The organism is Superficieibacter sp. BNK-5 (assembly GCF_047456055.1).
Classification (GTDB): domain Bacteria; phylum Pseudomonadota; class Gammaproteobacteria; order Enterobacterales; family Enterobacteriaceae; genus Superficieibacter.
On record NZ_CP179893.1, the window covers coordinates 2,266,201 to 2,282,532 of the forward strand.

The 16,332-nt window shown below is 53.3% G+C and carries 16 protein-coding genes and 1 riboswitch; of the genes, 9 read left to right on the forward strand and 7 right to left on the reverse strand.

Annotated features, from left to right (window positions below):
* Window positions 1-9: 9 nt before the first annotated feature.
* Window positions 10-102: riboswitch (TPP riboswitch) on the reverse strand.
* A 36-nt stretch (window positions 103-138) separates the two neighbouring features.
* Window positions 139-1,794: an HTH-type transcriptional regulator SgrR gene (sgrR, locus tag ACMGGS_RS10875; RefSeq protein WP_414166066.1), complete on the reverse strand. Its 1,656-nt coding sequence runs from the start codon at window positions 1,792-1,794 to the stop codon at window positions 139-141.
* A gap of 88 nt (window positions 1,795-1,882) precedes the next feature.
* Here sgrR and sgrT point away from each other — a divergent pair, with 88 nt between their 5' ends.
* From sgrT to ACMGGS_RS10895, 4 genes are all read left to right on the forward strand, one after another.
* On the forward strand, window positions 1,883-2,068 hold the full coding sequence (sgrT, locus tag ACMGGS_RS10880) for a glucose uptake inhibitor SgrT (protein WP_414166247.1): 186 nt from the start codon (window positions 1,883-1,885) through the stop codon (window positions 2,066-2,068).
* 122 nt (window positions 2,069-2,190) lie between these two features.
* Window positions 2,191-3,369 (forward strand): sugar efflux transporter, encoded by a 1,179-nt coding sequence (locus ACMGGS_RS10885; RefSeq protein ID WP_414166067.1) that lies wholly within the window; start codon window positions 2,191-2,193, stop codon window positions 3,367-3,369.
* 234 nt (window positions 3,370-3,603) lie between these two features.
* On the forward strand, window positions 3,604-3,756 hold the full coding sequence (locus ACMGGS_RS10890; protein ID WP_194207830.1) for a Hok/Gef family protein: 153 nt from the start codon (window positions 3,604-3,606) through the stop codon (window positions 3,754-3,756).
* A gap of 421 nt (window positions 3,757-4,177) precedes the next feature.
* The gene (locus ACMGGS_RS10895) at window positions 4,178-4,330 is read left to right on the forward strand and encodes a Hok/Gef family protein (protein WP_414166069.1); all 153 of its coding nucleotides are present in this window, start codon (window positions 4,178-4,180) and stop codon (window positions 4,328-4,330) included.
* A 63-nt stretch (window positions 4,331-4,393) separates the two neighbouring features.
* Here the strand turns inward: ACMGGS_RS10895 and aroD are convergent, their stop codons facing one another.
* Window positions 4,394-5,149, reverse strand: coding sequence for a type I 3-dehydroquinate dehydratase (aroD, locus tag ACMGGS_RS10900; RefSeq protein ID WP_414166248.1), 756 nt, complete (start codon window positions 5,147-5,149; stop codon window positions 4,394-4,396).
* A 306-nt stretch (window positions 5,150-5,455) separates the two neighbouring features.
* On the opposite strand from aroD, the gene ACMGGS_RS10905 reads away from it, so the two are divergent.
* Window positions 5,456-5,608 carry a Hok/Gef family protein gene (locus ACMGGS_RS10905; protein WP_176918317.1) on the forward strand — a complete coding sequence of 51 codons (153 nt, stop codon included), beginning with the start codon at window positions 5,456-5,458 and terminating at the stop codon, window positions 5,606-5,608.
* A 65-nt stretch (window positions 5,609-5,673) separates the two neighbouring features.
* Here ACMGGS_RS10905 and leuD read toward each other — a convergent pair whose 3' ends face one another.
* The 5 genes from leuD to leuL form a co-directional block, all read right to left on the reverse strand.
* Window positions 5,674-6,279, reverse strand: coding sequence for a 3-isopropylmalate dehydratase small subunit (gene leuD, locus ACMGGS_RS10910; protein ID WP_176918316.1), 606 nt, complete (start codon window positions 6,277-6,279; stop codon window positions 5,674-5,676).
* Between the two features lie 10 nt (window positions 6,280-6,289).
* Entirely contained in the window at window positions 6,290-7,690 is a 1,401-nt protein-coding gene (leuC, locus tag ACMGGS_RS10915; RefSeq protein ID WP_176918315.1) for a 3-isopropylmalate dehydratase large subunit, read from the reverse strand.
* A gap of 2 nt (window positions 7,691-7,692) precedes the next feature.
* The gene (gene leuB, locus ACMGGS_RS10920) at window positions 7,693-8,784 is read right to left on the reverse strand and encodes a 3-isopropylmalate dehydrogenase (protein ID WP_176918314.1); all 1,092 of its coding nucleotides are present in this window, start codon (window positions 8,782-8,784) and stop codon (window positions 7,693-7,695) included.
* Window positions 8,784-10,355 (reverse strand): 2-isopropylmalate synthase, encoded by a 1,572-nt coding sequence (gene leuA, locus ACMGGS_RS10925; RefSeq protein WP_414166070.1) that lies wholly within the window; start codon window positions 10,353-10,355, stop codon window positions 8,784-8,786. The genes leuB and leuA overlap by 1 nt, the downstream gene beginning before the upstream one ends.
* Before the next feature lie 91 nt (window positions 10,356-10,446).
* Complete coding sequence (gene leuL, locus ACMGGS_RS10930) at window positions 10,447-10,533, reverse strand: leu operon leader peptide (RefSeq protein ID WP_176918421.1); 87 nt, start codon at window positions 10,531-10,533, stop codon at window positions 10,447-10,449.
* Between the two features lie 619 nt (window positions 10,534-11,152).
* Between leuL and leuO the strand changes: the two genes are divergently transcribed.
* From leuO to cra, 4 genes are all read left to right on the forward strand, one after another.
* Window positions 11,153-12,097 carry a transcriptional regulator LeuO gene (gene leuO, locus ACMGGS_RS10935; RefSeq protein ID WP_176918027.1) on the forward strand — a complete coding sequence of 315 codons (945 nt, stop codon included), beginning with the start codon at window positions 11,153-11,155 and terminating at the stop codon, window positions 12,095-12,097.
* 370 nt (window positions 12,098-12,467) lie between these two features.
* A complete protein-coding gene (gene ilvI, locus ACMGGS_RS10940) occupies window positions 12,468-14,192 on the forward strand; it encodes an acetolactate synthase 3 large subunit (RefSeq protein ID WP_414166071.1) in 1,725 nt (574 codons plus the stop codon).
* A gap of 2 nt (window positions 14,193-14,194) precedes the next feature.
* Window positions 14,195-14,686 (forward strand): acetolactate synthase small subunit, encoded by a 492-nt coding sequence (gene ilvN / locus ACMGGS_RS10945; RefSeq protein ID WP_176917961.1) that lies wholly within the window; start codon window positions 14,195-14,197, stop codon window positions 14,684-14,686.
* Between the two features lie 173 nt (window positions 14,687-14,859).
* Complete coding sequence (gene cra, locus ACMGGS_RS10950) at window positions 14,860-15,864, forward strand: catabolite repressor/activator (RefSeq protein ID WP_176917962.1); 1,005 nt, start codon at window positions 14,860-14,862, stop codon at window positions 15,862-15,864.
* Window positions 15,865-16,332: the final 468 nt, after the last annotated feature.

A 16,332-nucleotide genomic window follows, 5' to 3' on the forward strand; every position in this document is an offset into this window, starting at 1 on the left:
CAAAGGATTTTGAGCGGTAGCCTCAAATCCCTTCGCCGGCATTATCCGGATCAGGTTCGACGGGTATTTTCTCAGCTTTCATCAGCACCCCGTTGAGCACGTTAACAGTGTAATAATTTTGTCAGTTTTCTGAAAGCATTATGGCTCCGGCGGCGCAAACCAGGCGGATTTAAAGTCAAACCAGCCGAGAGTGTTCATCCGCAGACCGCGCATACTGCGCTGTCCTTGTAGTACCAGCCAGTGATGAATCAGCGGCACAATATTTTGATTCACCTGGAGCTGCTGGCTCCAGGTGGCCGGATTTAACTCGCCCGCCCGCCAGCGGCTGGCGTCTTCCTCCCAGTCAATCGGAATGCAGTGGCGGATCAGCGGCACGTCATAGAGATAGGCAAACAAGGAGAAATCGAGGGGGAGGGTGAAGTTAGCGCTGTTTAACCAGACGTCGCTGACCGCCTCGCCGCGATGCCACTCTTCATATTCCAGCTCCTGAATTTCCAGCTTTACCTGATGCTCCGCCAGCAGGGCCTTCATAATGCCGCCCATCATCCGGTGTTCAACGTGATCCTGATAATACGTCAGGGTGACGGTTTCCAGGCCGGCGGGTTTTTCACAGGCGCGGCTCTGCGAGTGATGCCAGCGCGGCAGCAAACCATAGGCCGGAAACCAGGTGCTCTGGTAATGTTCTCCCGCGTGATACAACATATTTGCTGGCTGAAAAAGGTAGCTCAGCCACTGGCGCACGGCCGGATTGCTGCCGCGCGGGCTGCGGGCATCAAAGAGCAGGTAATAACACCCTTCCTCAAGACGGCTTTCTACCGCTTTTTCACTCTGCGTGGTGCCCTGGAGCGTCAGCCCGCCATTTGGCTCCTCGCCGATTTCCGGTAGCACCCAGACGTTAACTTCATCAATGAGGGCTCGAAAACCAAAATAGTCGTCGAAGGCGTGGATCTTAAGCTGATTCTGGTTGTTACGCCCGACAGCATACGGGCCGGTACCGACAGGCAGGCTAGAGAAATTGCTCATCGTTTCCCATTCCCGCGGCAGGATCATTGCGGAAGTATGCCCCAGAAGCCAGGGCAGCCAGTCATCGGGCTGAGTGAGGTGTATATCTAACGTCCAGGCGGTAGGTGAATGGATGTTGACGATGTGCGAAAAGAGGGGCAGAGGATTAATCCGTTGCAGGGAGGTAATAATATCCTCCATGTCCAGCTCGCGGCCGTGGTGAAAATGGATCCCGGGGCGCACAAAAAAGCGCCAGTGCAGCGGCGTAATGCGCTGCCAGTGGTGGGCAATATCGGCTTCCAGTTCCCCATTTTCCTCATTTACCCGGGTCAGGGCATTAAAGATCTGCCTCGCCATATGGATTTCCGAGCGGCGCAGGGCGGTACCGGGCAGCAGGCTTTTCATCGGGCGGTAATACAGCACACGCAAAATATGTCGTCCCTGGCGAAAGCTGCGGCCTAAATGGGAGACCAGCATCTGACGCACCGTGGCTTTATCGCCCACCAGTTGCACCAGCTGATCGATCCGATCCTGTTCCAGCAAATCCTCCGCGCGCTGCTGCTGGAGTGCCAGCCCGGTGTAGAGAAACGTCAGGCGTGAGCGCTTACCACGCCCGGCTTCCGCCTCCCATGTCAGCCAGCCGCGCGCCTGCATGGTATTTAACAGCGTGCGCATATGACGACGAGAGCAGTTCAGCAATTCCGCCAGCTCGTTGAGCGTGGTCTCCTGCGACTTCCCGTCACAGCATTGCCACAGGCGGATGAATTGTTGTTGCAGACGGCCAGAAGACATAAAAGGGGAACTCCTGATGAAAACCCAGCAATTTATTTATCCCTATATTAAGCCAATAATCATCAGCGATGAAGCAAGGAGGTGGAATATGCAGAGATCATTCACCCGTCAGTTTTACCTGCGCTATTTTATTGCAACACAGGGAGTGTCCTGGCTGGCCCGTCAGAGCGCACGGCAGCGACTGAAGTTGCTTGAAGAACTGATGCAGTGGGACGTTACAAATCCTGTCTCTGATTCTGCTCATCCTCAGGAGGCGACATTGCCTGAACGATGAACGCATCGCTGACTTGCAGACATCATGTGTGACTGAGTATTGGTGTAATATCACCCGCCAGCAGATTATTTCTGCTGGCTTTTTTCGTTTTCATTTTTGCTTGTGCGCGTAAGGGATATCTCATGCTCTGGGTAATGACGATGGCACGGCGGCTTAATGGTGTGTATGCCGCATTTATGATCGTAGCGTTTATGATGGGCATCGCGGGAGCGTTACAGGCACCCACGCTGAGCCTGTTTTTGAGCCGTGAAGTCGGGGCAGAACCGTTCTGGGTTGGGCTATTTTATACCGTTAACGCCATCGCCGGGATCCTGATCAGTCTGCTGCTGGCAAAGCGTTCCGACAGCCGGGGCGACAGGCGTAAATTAATCATGTTTTGCTGCCTGATGGCGGTGGGCAACGCGCTGCTATTCGCTTTTAACCGCCACTACCTGACGCTAATTACCTGCGGCGTGTTGCTCGCCTCGCTGGCTAATACGGCCATGCCGCAGCTTTTTGCGCTGGCACGGGAATATGCTGATAACTCGGCGCGCGAAGTGGTGATGTTCAGTTCGGTTATGCGTGCGCAACTCTCGCTGGCATGGGTCATCGGCCCGCCGCTGGCCTTTATGCTGGCGCTGAATTATGGCTTTACTACCATGTTCACTGTCGCCGCCGGGATTTTTATCATCAGCCTGGCGCTGATCGCGCTAATGCTGCCTTCCGTTGCAAGGATCGAACAGCCCACCGATGTGGCGATAACGCAGGTCAGCGGCGGGCAGAATAAGAACGTCCGCATGTTGTTTATCGCCTCCACGCTGATGTGGACCTGTAACACCATGTATATTATCGATATGCCACTGTGGATCAGTCAGGATTTAGGTCTGCCCGATAAGCTGGCGGGTATATTGATGGGCACCGCTGCTGGTCTTGAGATCCCGGCGATGATTATTGCAGGTTATTACGTTAAGCGCTTCGGCAAGCGCAAAATGATGCTCGTCGCCACCGCCGCTGGCGTGCTCTTCTATAGTGGATTGCTCTTCTTCCATAGTCGTGAGGCATTACTCTTTTTGCAGCTTTTCAACGCCGTTTTTATCGGCATCGTGGCGGGTATTGGCATGCTGTGGTTTCAGGATTTGATGCCGGGTCGGGCAGGAGCGGCAACGACGCTCTTTACGAACAGCATTTCGACTGGCGTGATCCTGGCGGGCATGATTCAGGGGGCGCTGGCGCAAAGTTTTGGTCATACGGCGGTCTACTGGGCGATTGCGGCGATCTCGCTACTCACGACAGGCATTACCAGCCGGGTGAAAGAGGGATAAAGGGCGGATATATTTTCTGGAAGGCAACTCGTAAAAACGACACGGCAGGGGTTACAGCAGGCCCCGGCAGGAATAGAGTCAGCGGCGGGTGCTTGAGGCTGTATGCCTTAGGCGCTGGCCGAATGGCATGCAGAGAAAAGCCCCACCCGACTATAAATCGAATGAGGCCAATTCCATGCATCAACAACATGAGAATAGCCTCTTAACTGCTGTAAAGCAACGACGGAGGCCGGAATGCCGAAACGTAATCTGCTGTATGGATTAATGGTGATTTGCTTCACCGTTCTGATATTTACCTGGATGGTGCGCGACACGCTATGTGAGCTGCACCTGAAGCGGGGAAATACAGAGTTCGCGGCGATTTTGGCCTGTGAAGTGAAACGTTAAGAGCTCAGGCGGGGAGCAATCCCCGCCGATCGTGAAGTTGACGCATCCTCAACGCACCCGTTTTCACGCGAGAATCGGTATCATCTCGCGCAGCCTGCCGGTTCCTCTCTCTCCTGAACGCTATTACCTGATTGTGTCATCCAACATACATATTGTTCCCGCAGGGCAGACTATCGCGCTCATTTACGCATCGTAAATAAATTCTGGAAGGCAACTCGTGAAAACGACACGGCAGGGGTTACAGCAGGCTCCGGCAGGAATAGAGTCAGCGGCGGGTGCTTGAGGCTGGATGCCTGAAGCGCTGGCTGAACGGCATGCAGAGAAAAGCCCCACCCGACTATAAATCGAATGAGGCCACTTTCATGCCTAGACAACATGAGAATAGCCTCTTAACTGCTGGAAAGCAACGACGGAGGCCGGAATGCCGAAACGTAATCTGCTGTATGGATTAATGGTGGTATGTTTCACCATGCTGATATTCACCTGGATAGTGCGCGACACGCTGTGTGAGCTGCACCTGAAACGGGGAAATACAGAGTTCACGGCGATTTTGGCCTGTGAAGTTAAACGTTAAGAGCTCAGGCGGGGAGCAATCCACGCCGATCGTGATGTTAAGGCAGCCTCAACGCACCCCTTTTCACGAGAGAATTGACATTATCTCGCGCAGCTTGCCGATTTCAATCTGCCCAGGTGCAGAGACCTGACCTGCCATACCAAAGGTCATCGCAGAGCCAAAGAGGCCACCAGTTACCCGGCTGACGCCGCCCATTTTACCCATCGACATGGTGATGACAGGGCGCGTGGCATGCTGTTGGTTCATGGTTAATGTCGCCTCCAGCAGCCGCAGTACGTCTTCAGCACACTGCGGCAAAACGGCGATTTTCGGCAGGTCTGCACCTAAATCCTGCATCCGGCACAGGCGGTGGATAATCTCTTCTTTGGCCGGGGTTTTCACAAAGTCATGGCTGCTCATAATGACTTTAATCCCTGCCGCATGCGCCGCATCAACAGCCTTCCGAATACGCATCTCGTCATTAAACAGTTCGATATCAATAATATCGACCAGGCCGCTGCTCGCTGCCAGATGGTTCAGAGCAAAGTAGGCCTCCTCGGACAGTTCGCTTTCTCCGCCTTCCTTTTTACTGCGAAAAGTAAAGATGAGCGGTATCGGGGCCAATGTCCGGTGAATTGTCTGTAGCGCCTGCATCACTCGCTCCGGGTTGGCAACATCGGCATAGTGATCGACGCGCCATTCAATAATATCGGCACCCGCGTCGGTCAGGGCCTGCGCTCGCTGCTGTAGTTCTTCCAGAGATTTGCCCACCAGGGGGACGCAAATACGCGTTTCTCCTTCGCGAAAGGTAATATTTTTAACGCTAACCGATTTATCCATTTTATTCTCTGCCATCATCAATCGCCTCTCTGATGCTGACGATAGCCGAAGTCACGTTCAAGCACAAAAACTTAAAAGCAGAAAAATTCTGGAAGGCAACTCGTGAAAACGACACGGCAGGGGTTACAGCAGGCGAGGACAGGGATAGAGTCAGCGGCGGGTGCTTGAGGCTGTATGCCTTAGGCGCTGGCTGAATGGCATGCAGAGAAAAGCCCCACCCGACTATAAATCGAATGAGGCCAGTTTCATGCCCAAACAACATGAGAATAGCCTTTTAACTGCCGCAAGGCAACGACGGAGGCCGGAATGCCGAAACGTAATCTGCTGTATGGATTAATGGTGATGTGCTTCACCATGCTGATATTCACCTGGATAGTGCGCGACACGCTATGTGAGCTGCACCTGAAACGGGGAAATACAGAGTTCACGGCGATTTTGGCCTACGAAGTTAAACGTTAAGAGCTCAGGCGGGGAGCAATCCCCGCCGATCGTGACGTTAAGGCAGCCTCAACGCACCCCTTTTTTCACCCCATAAACGCAGGCTGCTTATTTTCATAGGCGGCAATGGCGTCATCATGCTGGAGCGTCAGGCCGATACTGTCCAGACCGTTCAGCATGCAGTGGCGACGGAATGCATCGAGAGTAAAGCCGTAGGTTTTATCTCCCGCCTTCACTACCTGCGCTTCCAGGTCAACTTCGAAGGTTATCCCCGGATTCGCCTGCACCAGCGTAAACAGTTCGTCGACCTGTTCATCGCTCAGCGTGACTGGCAGTAGCTGGTTGTTGAAACTATTGCCATAAAAAATGTCGGCAAAGCTCGGGGCGATCACCACTTTAAAACCGTAATCGGTCAGCGCCCACGGTGCGTGCTCGCGCGACGAGCCGCAGCCGAAGTTTTCCCGCGCCAGCAGAATCGAAGCGCCTTTATATTCCGGGAAGTTCAGCACAAATTCAGGGTTGGGCTGTTGACCATTTTCGTCCAGAAAGCGCCAGTCGTTAAACAGATGTGCGCCAAAACCGGTGCGGGTGACCTTCTGCAAAAACTGTTTTGGGATAATCGCGTCGGTATCGACGTTTGCGGCATCCAGCGGAACCACCAGGCCAGTATGCTGCGTAAATTTTTCTGCCATGATGTTTTCCTTATTTGATGCTGCGAATATCGGCAAAATGACCGGAAATTGCCGCGGCGGCGGCCATTGCCGGGCTGACCAGATGAGTGCGTCCACCACGACCCTGACGTCCTTCGAAGTTACGGTTGCTGGTGGAAGCGCAGCGCTCGCCGGGATTCAGGCGATCGTTATTCATCGCCAGGCACATTGAGCAGCCCGGCAGACGCCATTCGAAACCGGCGTCGATAAAAATCTTATCCAGGCCTTCCGCTTCCGCTTGCGCTTTCACCGGACCAGAACCCGGCACTACCAGCGCCTGAACGCCAGGAGCGACCTTACGACCGCGGGCGATTTCCGCCGCCGCGCGCAGATCTTCAATACGCGAGTTGGTGCAGGAGCCAATAAACACTTTATCGATCGCTACGTCAGTCAACGGAATGCCCGGTTTCAGCCCCATATAGGCCAGTGCTTTTTCGGCGCTGGCGCGTTCAACCGGATCGTTAAAGGAGGCAGGATCGGGAATGATCTCGTTGACGGAGATCACCTGGCCGGGGTTGGTGCCCCAGGTCACCTGCGGCGCAATTTCTTCTGCCTGCAACGTAACGACGCTGTCAAAATGCGCGCCGTCATCGGTGTTCAGGGTTTTCCAGTACGCTACCGCGTCGTCAAAATCCTTACCCTTCGGCGCATGCAGGCGCCCTCTGACATAATTAAAGGTGGTCTCATCCGGCGCAACCAGGCCCGCTTTGGCCCCCATTTCAATCGCCATATTGCACAGGGTCATACGACCTTCCATGCTCAGGGCGCGAATAGCATCGCCACAGAATTCGACAACGTGACCGGTGCCGCCCGCGCTGCCGGTTTTGCCAATGATCGCCAGCACGATGTCCTTGGCGGTAATGCCCGGCGCGGCAGTGCCCTGAACCTCAATTTTCATGGTTTTTGCGCGGCCCTGTTTCAGGGTCTGCGTTGCCAGCACGTGTTCCACTTCTGACGTGCCGATGCCAAAAGCCAGTGCGCCAAATGCGCCGTGAGTCGCAGTGTGCGAGTCACCGCAAACGATAGTCATGCCCGGCAGCGTTACGCCCTGTTCTGGCCCCATCACGTGAACAATGCCCTGATAAGGGTGGTTCAAATCGTACAGTTCGACGCCAAATTCGTTGCAGTTTTTGATCAGTTCCTGCATCTGGATACGGGCCATTTCGCCCGAGGCGTTGATATCTTTGGTTTGCGTCGAGACGTTGTGGTCCATCGTCGCAAAGGTTTTACCCGGCTGGCGAACCGGGCGACCATGAGCACGCAGGCCATCAAACGCCTGAGGCGATGTCACTTCATGGACCAGATGGCGGTCAATGTACAGCAGCGGGGTTTCGTCTGGCGCTTCATACACCACATGGGCGTCAAACAATTTTTCATACAGCGTCTTAGCCATGATCACACCCCTTCAGCCACATAGCGGGCGATGACGTCACCCATTTCATCAGTACCGACAGCCGCCGCGCCGTGGGCTAAATCCCCGGTACGGATGCCTTCTTCCAGCGCGCGATTGATCGCCGCTTCAATAGCGCTTGCCGCATCGTCGGCGTCCAGGCTATAGCGCAGCAGCAGCGCCAGCGACAGGATCTGCGCGATAGGGTTGGCGATATTTTTCCCGGCGATATCCGGCGCGGAGCCGCCAGCCGGTTCATACAGGCCAAAGCCTTCTTCATTCAGACTGGCGGAGGGCAGCATTCCCATCGAGCCGGTGATCATCGCGCATTCGTCAGAAAGAATGTCGCCAAACAGATTGGAGCACAGCAGCACGTCAAACTGGGACGGATCTTTAATCAGCTGCATGGTCGCGTTGTCGATGTACATGTGCGCCAGTTCAACGTCCGGATAGTCGCCGGCGATTTCATTAACGATTTCGCGCCACAGGATAGATGACTGCAATACGTTGGCTTTATCGATTGACGTGACTTTATGGCGGCGCTTACGGGCGGACTCAAAAGCGATCCGCGCAATGCGTTCGATTTCGAAACGGTGATAAACCTCGGTATCAAACGCTTTTTCATGCTGGCCACTGCCTTCACGGCCTTTCGGCTGACCAAAGTAAATGCCGCCGGTCAATTCGCGCACGCACAGAATATCAAAGCCGTTGGCGGCGATGTCTGCGCGCAGCGGACAAAACGCTTCCAGTCCCTGATACAGCTTAGCCGGGCGCAGGTTGCTGAACAGTTTGAAATGCTTACGCAGCGGCAGCAGTGCGCCACGTTCCGGCTGCTGCGCAGGGGGTAAATGTTCCCATTGCGGGCCGCCAACGGAGCCAAATAACACCGCGTCGGCCTGCTCGCAACCGGCGACGGTGGCCTGCGGCAGCGGGTTGCCGTGACGGTCAATCGCAATACCGCCGACATCGTAGTGGCTGGTGGTAATGCGCAGGTCAAAACGGTTGCGGATCGCATCCAGTACTTTCAGGGCTTGCGCCATCACTTCCGGGCCAATGCCATCACCCGGCAAAACGGCAATATGGTAGTTCTTCGACATTACACGGTTTCCTTGTTGTTCTCTTTATTTTGCGCTTTACGCTGTAACTCTTTTTCCACTTCGGCGGCACGCCAGATATTGTTCAGGACGTGTACCATCGCTTTTGCCGACGATTCAATGATGTCGGTGGTCAGGCCGACGCCGTGGAAGCGGCGACCGTTATAGTTAGCCACGATATCCACCTGGCCGAGCGCGTCTTTGCCGTGGCCTTTCGCAGTCAGACTATATTTCACCAGTTCGATGTCATAGCCGGTAATACGGTTAATCGCCTGATAGACAGCATCTACCGGGCCATTGCCGTTGGCCGCTTCCGCTTTGACTTCTTCACCGCAGCCTAATTTCACGGCGGCGGTGGCAATATCCGCAGAGCCGGACTGCACGCTAAAGAAGTCCAGACGGAAGTGCTCAGGCTCTTCCTGCTGTTTGTTAATGAAGGCCAGCGCTTCCAGATCGTAGTCGAACACTTGACCTTTTTTATCCGCCAGCTTCAGGAAGGCGTCGTACAGGTTATCCAGGTTGTAATCACTTTCCTGATAGCCCATCTCATCCATCCGATGTTTAACAGCGGCACGGCCCGAGCGGGAGGTCAGGTTCAGCTGCACCTGGTTCAGGCCGATGGATTCCGGGGTCATGATTTCGTAGTTAGAACGGTTCTTCAGCACGCCGTCCTGGTGAATACCGGAGGAGTGGGCGAAGGCACCAGTGCCGACAATCGCTTTGTTCGCCGGGATCGGCATATTGCAGATTTGGCTGACCATCTGGCTGGTGCGCCAGATTTCCTGGTGATTGATGCGCGTCTGTACGTTCAGAATGTCCTGGCGAACTTTAATCGCCATGATCACTTCTTCCAGCGAGCAGTTGCCCGCGCGCTCGCCGATGCCGTTCATTGCCCCTTCAACCTGACGCGCACCGGCATGTACCGCCGCCAGCGCATTGCCGACGCCCAGACCCAGATCGTCATGGGTATGGACGGAGATAATCGCTTTGTCGATATTCGGCACACGCTCGTACAGGCCCTGAATAATGCCGCCAAATTCAAACGGCATGGTGTAGCCAACGGTATCGGGAATATTGATAGTCTTCGCGCCAGCGTTGATCGCCGCTTCCACGACGCGGGCCAGATCGGCAATCGGCGTGCGGCCTGCATCTTCACAGGAGAATTCGACATCGTCGGTGTAATTGCGTGCGCGCTTCACCATATACACCGCACGTTCGATCACGTCGTCCAGGGTGCTGCGCAGCTTGGTGGCGATATGCATTGGCGAGGTGGCAATAAAAGTATGGATCCGGAATGCTTCTGCGACCTTCAGCGACTCAGCCGCCACGTCAATGTCCTTCTCTACACAACGTGCCAGCGCACAAACGCGGCTATTTTTCACCTGGCGTGCGATGGTTTGCACTGATTCAAAATCGCCAGGCGAGGAGACCGGGAAGCCCACTTCCATTACGTCAACGCCCATACGCTCAAGGGCCAGCGCAATCTGTAACTTCTCTTTCACACTCAGACTTGCCTGTAACGCCTGTTCACCGTCGCGTAAGGTGGTATCGAAAATAATGACTTGCTGGCTCATGGTTTAGGTCCTTGTTGTCTGTCCGGGGCGCTTTGCTACGAGCATAAAAAAACCCGCGCAATGGCGCGGGTTCTTATCTTACTGAAGAGGCTTAATGTTGATTGTCGCCCGCCAGTCTACCGCGCAGATGAGTTGCGTTTAGTAGTAGTAGACCGGTGAAGCGAGTAGTGGAAATCATTTAAGCCATGCTCCAGATGAATACGATATACCTTTAGTGGTACTGGATAGCCAGGACGATGTCAACCCTTATGGCCGAAAATGGACATCATTCCGCGTTATCGCTAATGCATTCTTTAGCTAATTGTGCTGGAAAAAGGGTGTCCTGAGAGATAACCAGGCTGCCGCTGGTCGTCAATAAAATCGCAGAGGCAACATTGATAACAATGTTTGCAATTTGATAATTTTTGATATTTTTTTATTTCTTTGATTTTCCTGTGATTTGCTAATGCTGATAAGGTTTTTTAACGAACCAGGGACTTTTTTGATAACGTAATGTGAAATAAAAGTATAAAAATATTGAACGCGTAAGTATAACTTAAAATGTAATTAACCAGATGGCTGATTGTGTATTGATGATGTTTATGATTAAACTATATTCATCAAGTAATGGTTATGCTTTGGATAAATATTTAGCGTTTCTGGCCTGATTTTTATCTCCATTTCCATCATGCAAACCTTTATATATTCCTAAAAATCAATATTTCTCTTTTGCTAATTCTATATGCATGGTAAATCATATTAACAGGATTTATCGCTGCGTAATGGCAAAGGGAGCTAGTGTGACAGTGGAGTTAAATATGCAGGCTGAAAAAATGGAACATCCTCAAACCCGCGAAGAGATTAAGCCACAGCTTCGCATGGTCGATCTCAACCTTCTCACTGTATTTGATGCAGTTATGCAGGAGCAAAATATCACGCGGGCTGCACATACACTGGGTATGTCTCAGCCTGCGGTCAGCAATGCGGTGGCGCGTCTTAAAGTGATGTTTAATGATGAGCTTTTTGTGCGTTACGGGCGTGGCATTCAGCCAACCGCCAGAGCTTTCCAGCTTTTTGGATCGGTGAGGCAGGCGCTGCAACTGGTGCAAAATGAGCTGCCTGGCTCCGGCTTTGAACCCGTTAGTAGTGAGCGAGTTTTCAATCTTTGCGTTTGTAGCCCGCTCGATAACTATCTGACATCGATCATTTACAATAAAGTTGAAGAGATCGCACCAAACATTCATTTAGTCTTCAAATCTTCACTGAATCAAAATACCGAGCATCAATTGCGTTATCAGGAAACGGAATTTGTTATCGGTTATGAAGATTTCCGCCGTCCGGAGTTTTCCTGCGTCCCCTTATTTAAAGATGAAATGGTGCTGGTGGCCAGTAAAGCGCATCCGCGTTTAAAAGGACCGCTGCTGGAAAGTGATATTTATCGTGAAGAACATGCAGTGGTTGCCCTGGACCGCTTTGCCTCTTTCAGTGCACCGTGGTACGACACGCCGGAAAAACAGTCCTCTATTGCGTATCAGGGGATGGCATTAATTAGCGTGCTGAACGTTATTTCTAAAACGGACCTTGTTTGTATTGCCCCACGCTGGCTGGCAGAAGAGTTTGCCGGCAAGCTGGAGCTACAAATACAGCCGCTGCCGCTGAAACTGAACAGCCGCACCTGCTACCTCTCATGGCATGAAGCCGCAGGCCGCGATAAAGGCCATCAGTGGATGGAAGAGCTGTTAATTTCCGTCTGCCGCCGTTAATCTCCACGCCTGAAATAAACCGGACACACATGTCCGGTTTATTCTTTTTATGGTTATTTTTTTAGAATATTACTCTGTTAGCACACATTGCACTGCGCTGACCGGATGCAAAAAATGGAGGATTTCCTGTATTTTTGTTGATCCGCCGAGTAAAGCACATTCCCTTTTCTCATTATCCGAGCTTTATACCATTTTTCCCCTGATTCGTGTTATTTCCTCTTCTCATACCTCATATTGCCACCCGCTAATTCATTGCCTGCCTCATATCAAGCGGTTATGTTAGAGAAACGTGAAAGTTCTGAGTGAGCACTGGCGTTCTCAGGGAAATGAGTTTCGCCATTGATTAAAAACAAAAGCCTGGAGGCAAATCATGGAGATGTTGTCAGGAGCCGAGATGGTCGTCCGATCGCTTATCGATCAGGGCGTAAAGCAGGTATTCGGCTATCCCGGAGGCGCGGTCCTCGATATCTATGATGCCCTGCATACGGTGGGGGGTATCGATCATGTTCTGGTACGCCACGAACAGGCGGCGGTGCATATGGCTGACGGCCTGGCCCGCGCGACCGGTGAGGTGGGGGTGGTGCTGGTGACTTCAGGTCCTGGCGCGACCAATGCAATTACCGGCATTGCTACCGCCTACATGGATTCCATTCCGCTGGTGATCCTCTCCGGGCAGGTGGCCTCGTCGCTGATTGGCTACGATGCCTTCCAGGAATGTGACATGGTGGGCATTTCCCGCCCGGTGGTGAAACACAGTTTTTTGGTCAAGCACACGGAAGATATTCCGGGCGTGCTGAAAAAAGCGTTCTGGCTGGCGGCAAGCGGCCGTCCCGGACCCGTCGTGGTTGACCTGCCGAAAGATATTTTGAACGTCGCCAATAAACTGCCTTATGTCTGGCCGGAGTCGGTCAGTATGCGTTCCTATAACCCCACGACGTCCGGACATAAAGGGCAGATCAAGCGCGCGCTGCAAACCCTGATCGCCGCGAAAAAACCGGTGGTCTACGTGGGCGGCGGGGCGATCAATGCGGAATGCCATGATCAGCTGCGCGTGTTGATTGAGAAACTCAATCTGCCGGTGGTCTCTTCGCTGATGGGGCTGGGCGCGTTTCCCGCCACGCATCGTCAGGCGCTGGGCATGCTGGGCATGCACGGCACCTACGAAGCCAATATGACGATGCATCATTCGGATGTGATTTTTGCCGTCGGGGTTCGCTTTGATGACCGGACGACCAATAATCTGGCGAAATACTGCCCTGACGCCACCGTGCTGCATATTGATATCGATCCGACCTCTATTTCAAAAACCGTAGCGGCCGATGTACCCATTGTCGGCGATGCCCGCCGGGTGCTGGAACAGATGCTCGAACTGCTGGAGCAGGAGAACGCCGCTCAGCCGCTGGATGAGATCCGCGACTGGTGGCAGCACATTGAGCAGTGGCGCGCCCGTCAGTGCCTGAAATACGACACGCAGAGCGAGAACATTAAACCGCAGGCGGTGATCGAGACAATCTGGCGTCTGACAAAAGGGGAAGCATATGTCACCTCCGATGTCGGTCAGCACCAGATGTTTGCCGCGCTCTATTATCCGTTCGATAAACCGCGCCGCTGGATCAACTCCGGTGGCCTCGGCACTATGGGCTTTGGCCTGCCAGCGGCGCTCGGCGTGAAAATGGCGCTGCCGGATGAAACGGTGGTCTGCGTAACCGGCGACGGCAGCATCCAGATGAACATTCAGGAGCTTTCAACCGCGCTGCAATACGATCTGCCGGTGCTGGTGCTCAACCTCAACAACCGCTACCTCGGTATGGTGAAACAGTGGCAGGATATGATCTATTCAGGTCGCCACTCGCACTCTTATATGCAGTCGCTGCCGGATTTCGTTCGCCTGGCAGAAGCTTATGGACACGTCGGTATCCAGATTAACCATCCGCATGAGCTGGAAGCGAAGCTTGCAGAGGCGCTGGAGCAGGTGCGCAATCAACGGCTGGTGTTCGTCGACGTGACCGTTGATGGCAGTGAGCACGTTTACCCGATGCAGATCCGCGGCGGGGGAATGGACGAAATGTGGCTGAGCAAAACGGAGAGGACCTGATTATGCGCCGGATATTATCGGTTTTACTGGAAAATGAGTCTGGCGCACTGTCGCGCGTGATTGGCCTCTTTTCGCAGCGCGGCTATAACATTGAAAGCCTAACTGTGGCTCCCACGGACGATCCCACCCTTTCGCGTATGACCATCCAGACCGTCGGCGACGAAAAGGTCATTGAGCAGATCGAGAAACAGCTGCACAAGCTGGTGGATGTGTTGCGGGTGAACGAACTGGGGCAGGGGCCGCACGTAGAGCGGGAAATTATGCTGGTAAAGGTGCAGGCCAGCGGCTACGGTCGTGAAGAGGTCAAACGCAATACGGAAATCTTCCGCGGGCAGATCATTGACGTTACGCCCTCGATCTACACGGTTCAACTGGCCGGCACCAGCGATAAGCTGGACGCCTTTCTGGCGACGCTGCGCGATGTCGCCAGGATTGTTGAAGTAGCGCGCTCCGGGATTGTCGGGTTATCTCGCGGCGATAAAATCATGCGTTAATGTAAAAAAATGACCTGTCAGGAAGCCCGACATGCGCTGGTCGGGCTTTTTTTTGCGAAAACCGGGACGAGCGCATAGAAAAGCGGTTGCCCATGTGATTATTCTGCGCTTAGCATGTTAAAGGATTTAACCTTAAAAAGGTTATGGAGTATCTTTTCTCTTAAGGGGCAATTGTGAAACTGGATGAAATCGCCCGGCTTGCCGGCGTCTCACGAACTACCGCCAGCTATGTGATCAACGGTAAAGCGAAACAGTACCGGGTCAGCGACAAAACCGTCGAAAAAGTCATGGCCGTTGTTCGCGAGCACAACTACCACCCGAATGCGGTGGCGGCAGGGCTACGCGCAGGACGCACGCGCTCCATTGGTCTGGTGATCCCGGATCTGGAAAATACCAGCTACACTCGCATCGCTAATTACCTTGAACGTCAGGCCCGTCAGCGCGGCTACCAGTTATTGATTGCCTGCTCGGAAGATCAGCCCGATAACGAAATGCGCTGTATTGAACATCTGTTACAGCGTCAGGTTGACGCCATCATTGTTTCCACCTCTTTGCCGCCCGAACATCCGTTCTATCAGCGCTGGGCGAATGATACTTTCCCGATTGTCGCCCTCGATCGCGCGCTGGATCGCGAACATTTTACCAGCGTGGTGGGTGCCGATCAGGATGATGCGGAAATGCTGGCCGCAGAACTTCGCACCTTTCCGGCAGAGAACGTGCTGTATTTAGGCGCACTGCCAGAGCTTTCCGTCAGCTTCTTGAGAGAACAGGGCTTCCGTACCGCCTGGAAAGACGATCCGCGCGAAGTGCATTATTTATATGCTAATAGCTATGAGCGGGAAGCGGCCGCGCAGCTTTTTGAAAAATGGCTGGAAACGCACCCGATGCCGCAGGCGTTGTTCACCACGTCTTTCGCGCTCCTGCAAGGCGTGATGGATGTGACCCTGCGACGCGATGGCAAATTGCCGTCCGATCTGGCGATTGCGACCTTCGGCGATAACGAGCTGCTCGATTTTCTGCAATGTCCCGTGCTGGCCGTGGCCCAGCGTCATCGCGACGTCGCGGAACGGGTGCTGGAAATTGTGCTGGCAAGTCTTGATGAGCCACGCAAACCTAAGCCGGGGTTGAGCCGCATCCGCCGTAACCTCTACCGCCGTGGTGTGTTAAGTCGGCACTAAGCCTGTGAAGGTCCGGCGGTGAACGCCGTCGGGCTGCACGATGGACGATTTCTTGCCCACGCCGTGCAACATTTAAACCCTATTATGGCTTTTCGGATAAATCCTTATTTTTGCTCCTGCCTGTTATTCATTTTTTAATCGGGCAATTAAATATGCCTGGTCCTTTCTTTATAGGTAAAATTCTATTTCTATTGTATTAATTTGTTACACGACTCCCTGGCGACAATGCCCGCGAACCCGGCTTAATCAATCAACCGTATGAATAGTGCGCAGCAGAAGCCACTACATAGCCTGAATGACTAGGATGTGCTGTTAACAAAAGCAAGAATGTCCTAAAATGCCGCTCGCGTCGCAAACTGACACTTTATATTTTCGCCTGATAAGATCGAACTCTTCCACTCCGAAAGGAAAGATGTCGCTTTTTTCTTACAAATATTCATAGCGTTAATTTGCCTCACGTATTGCTCG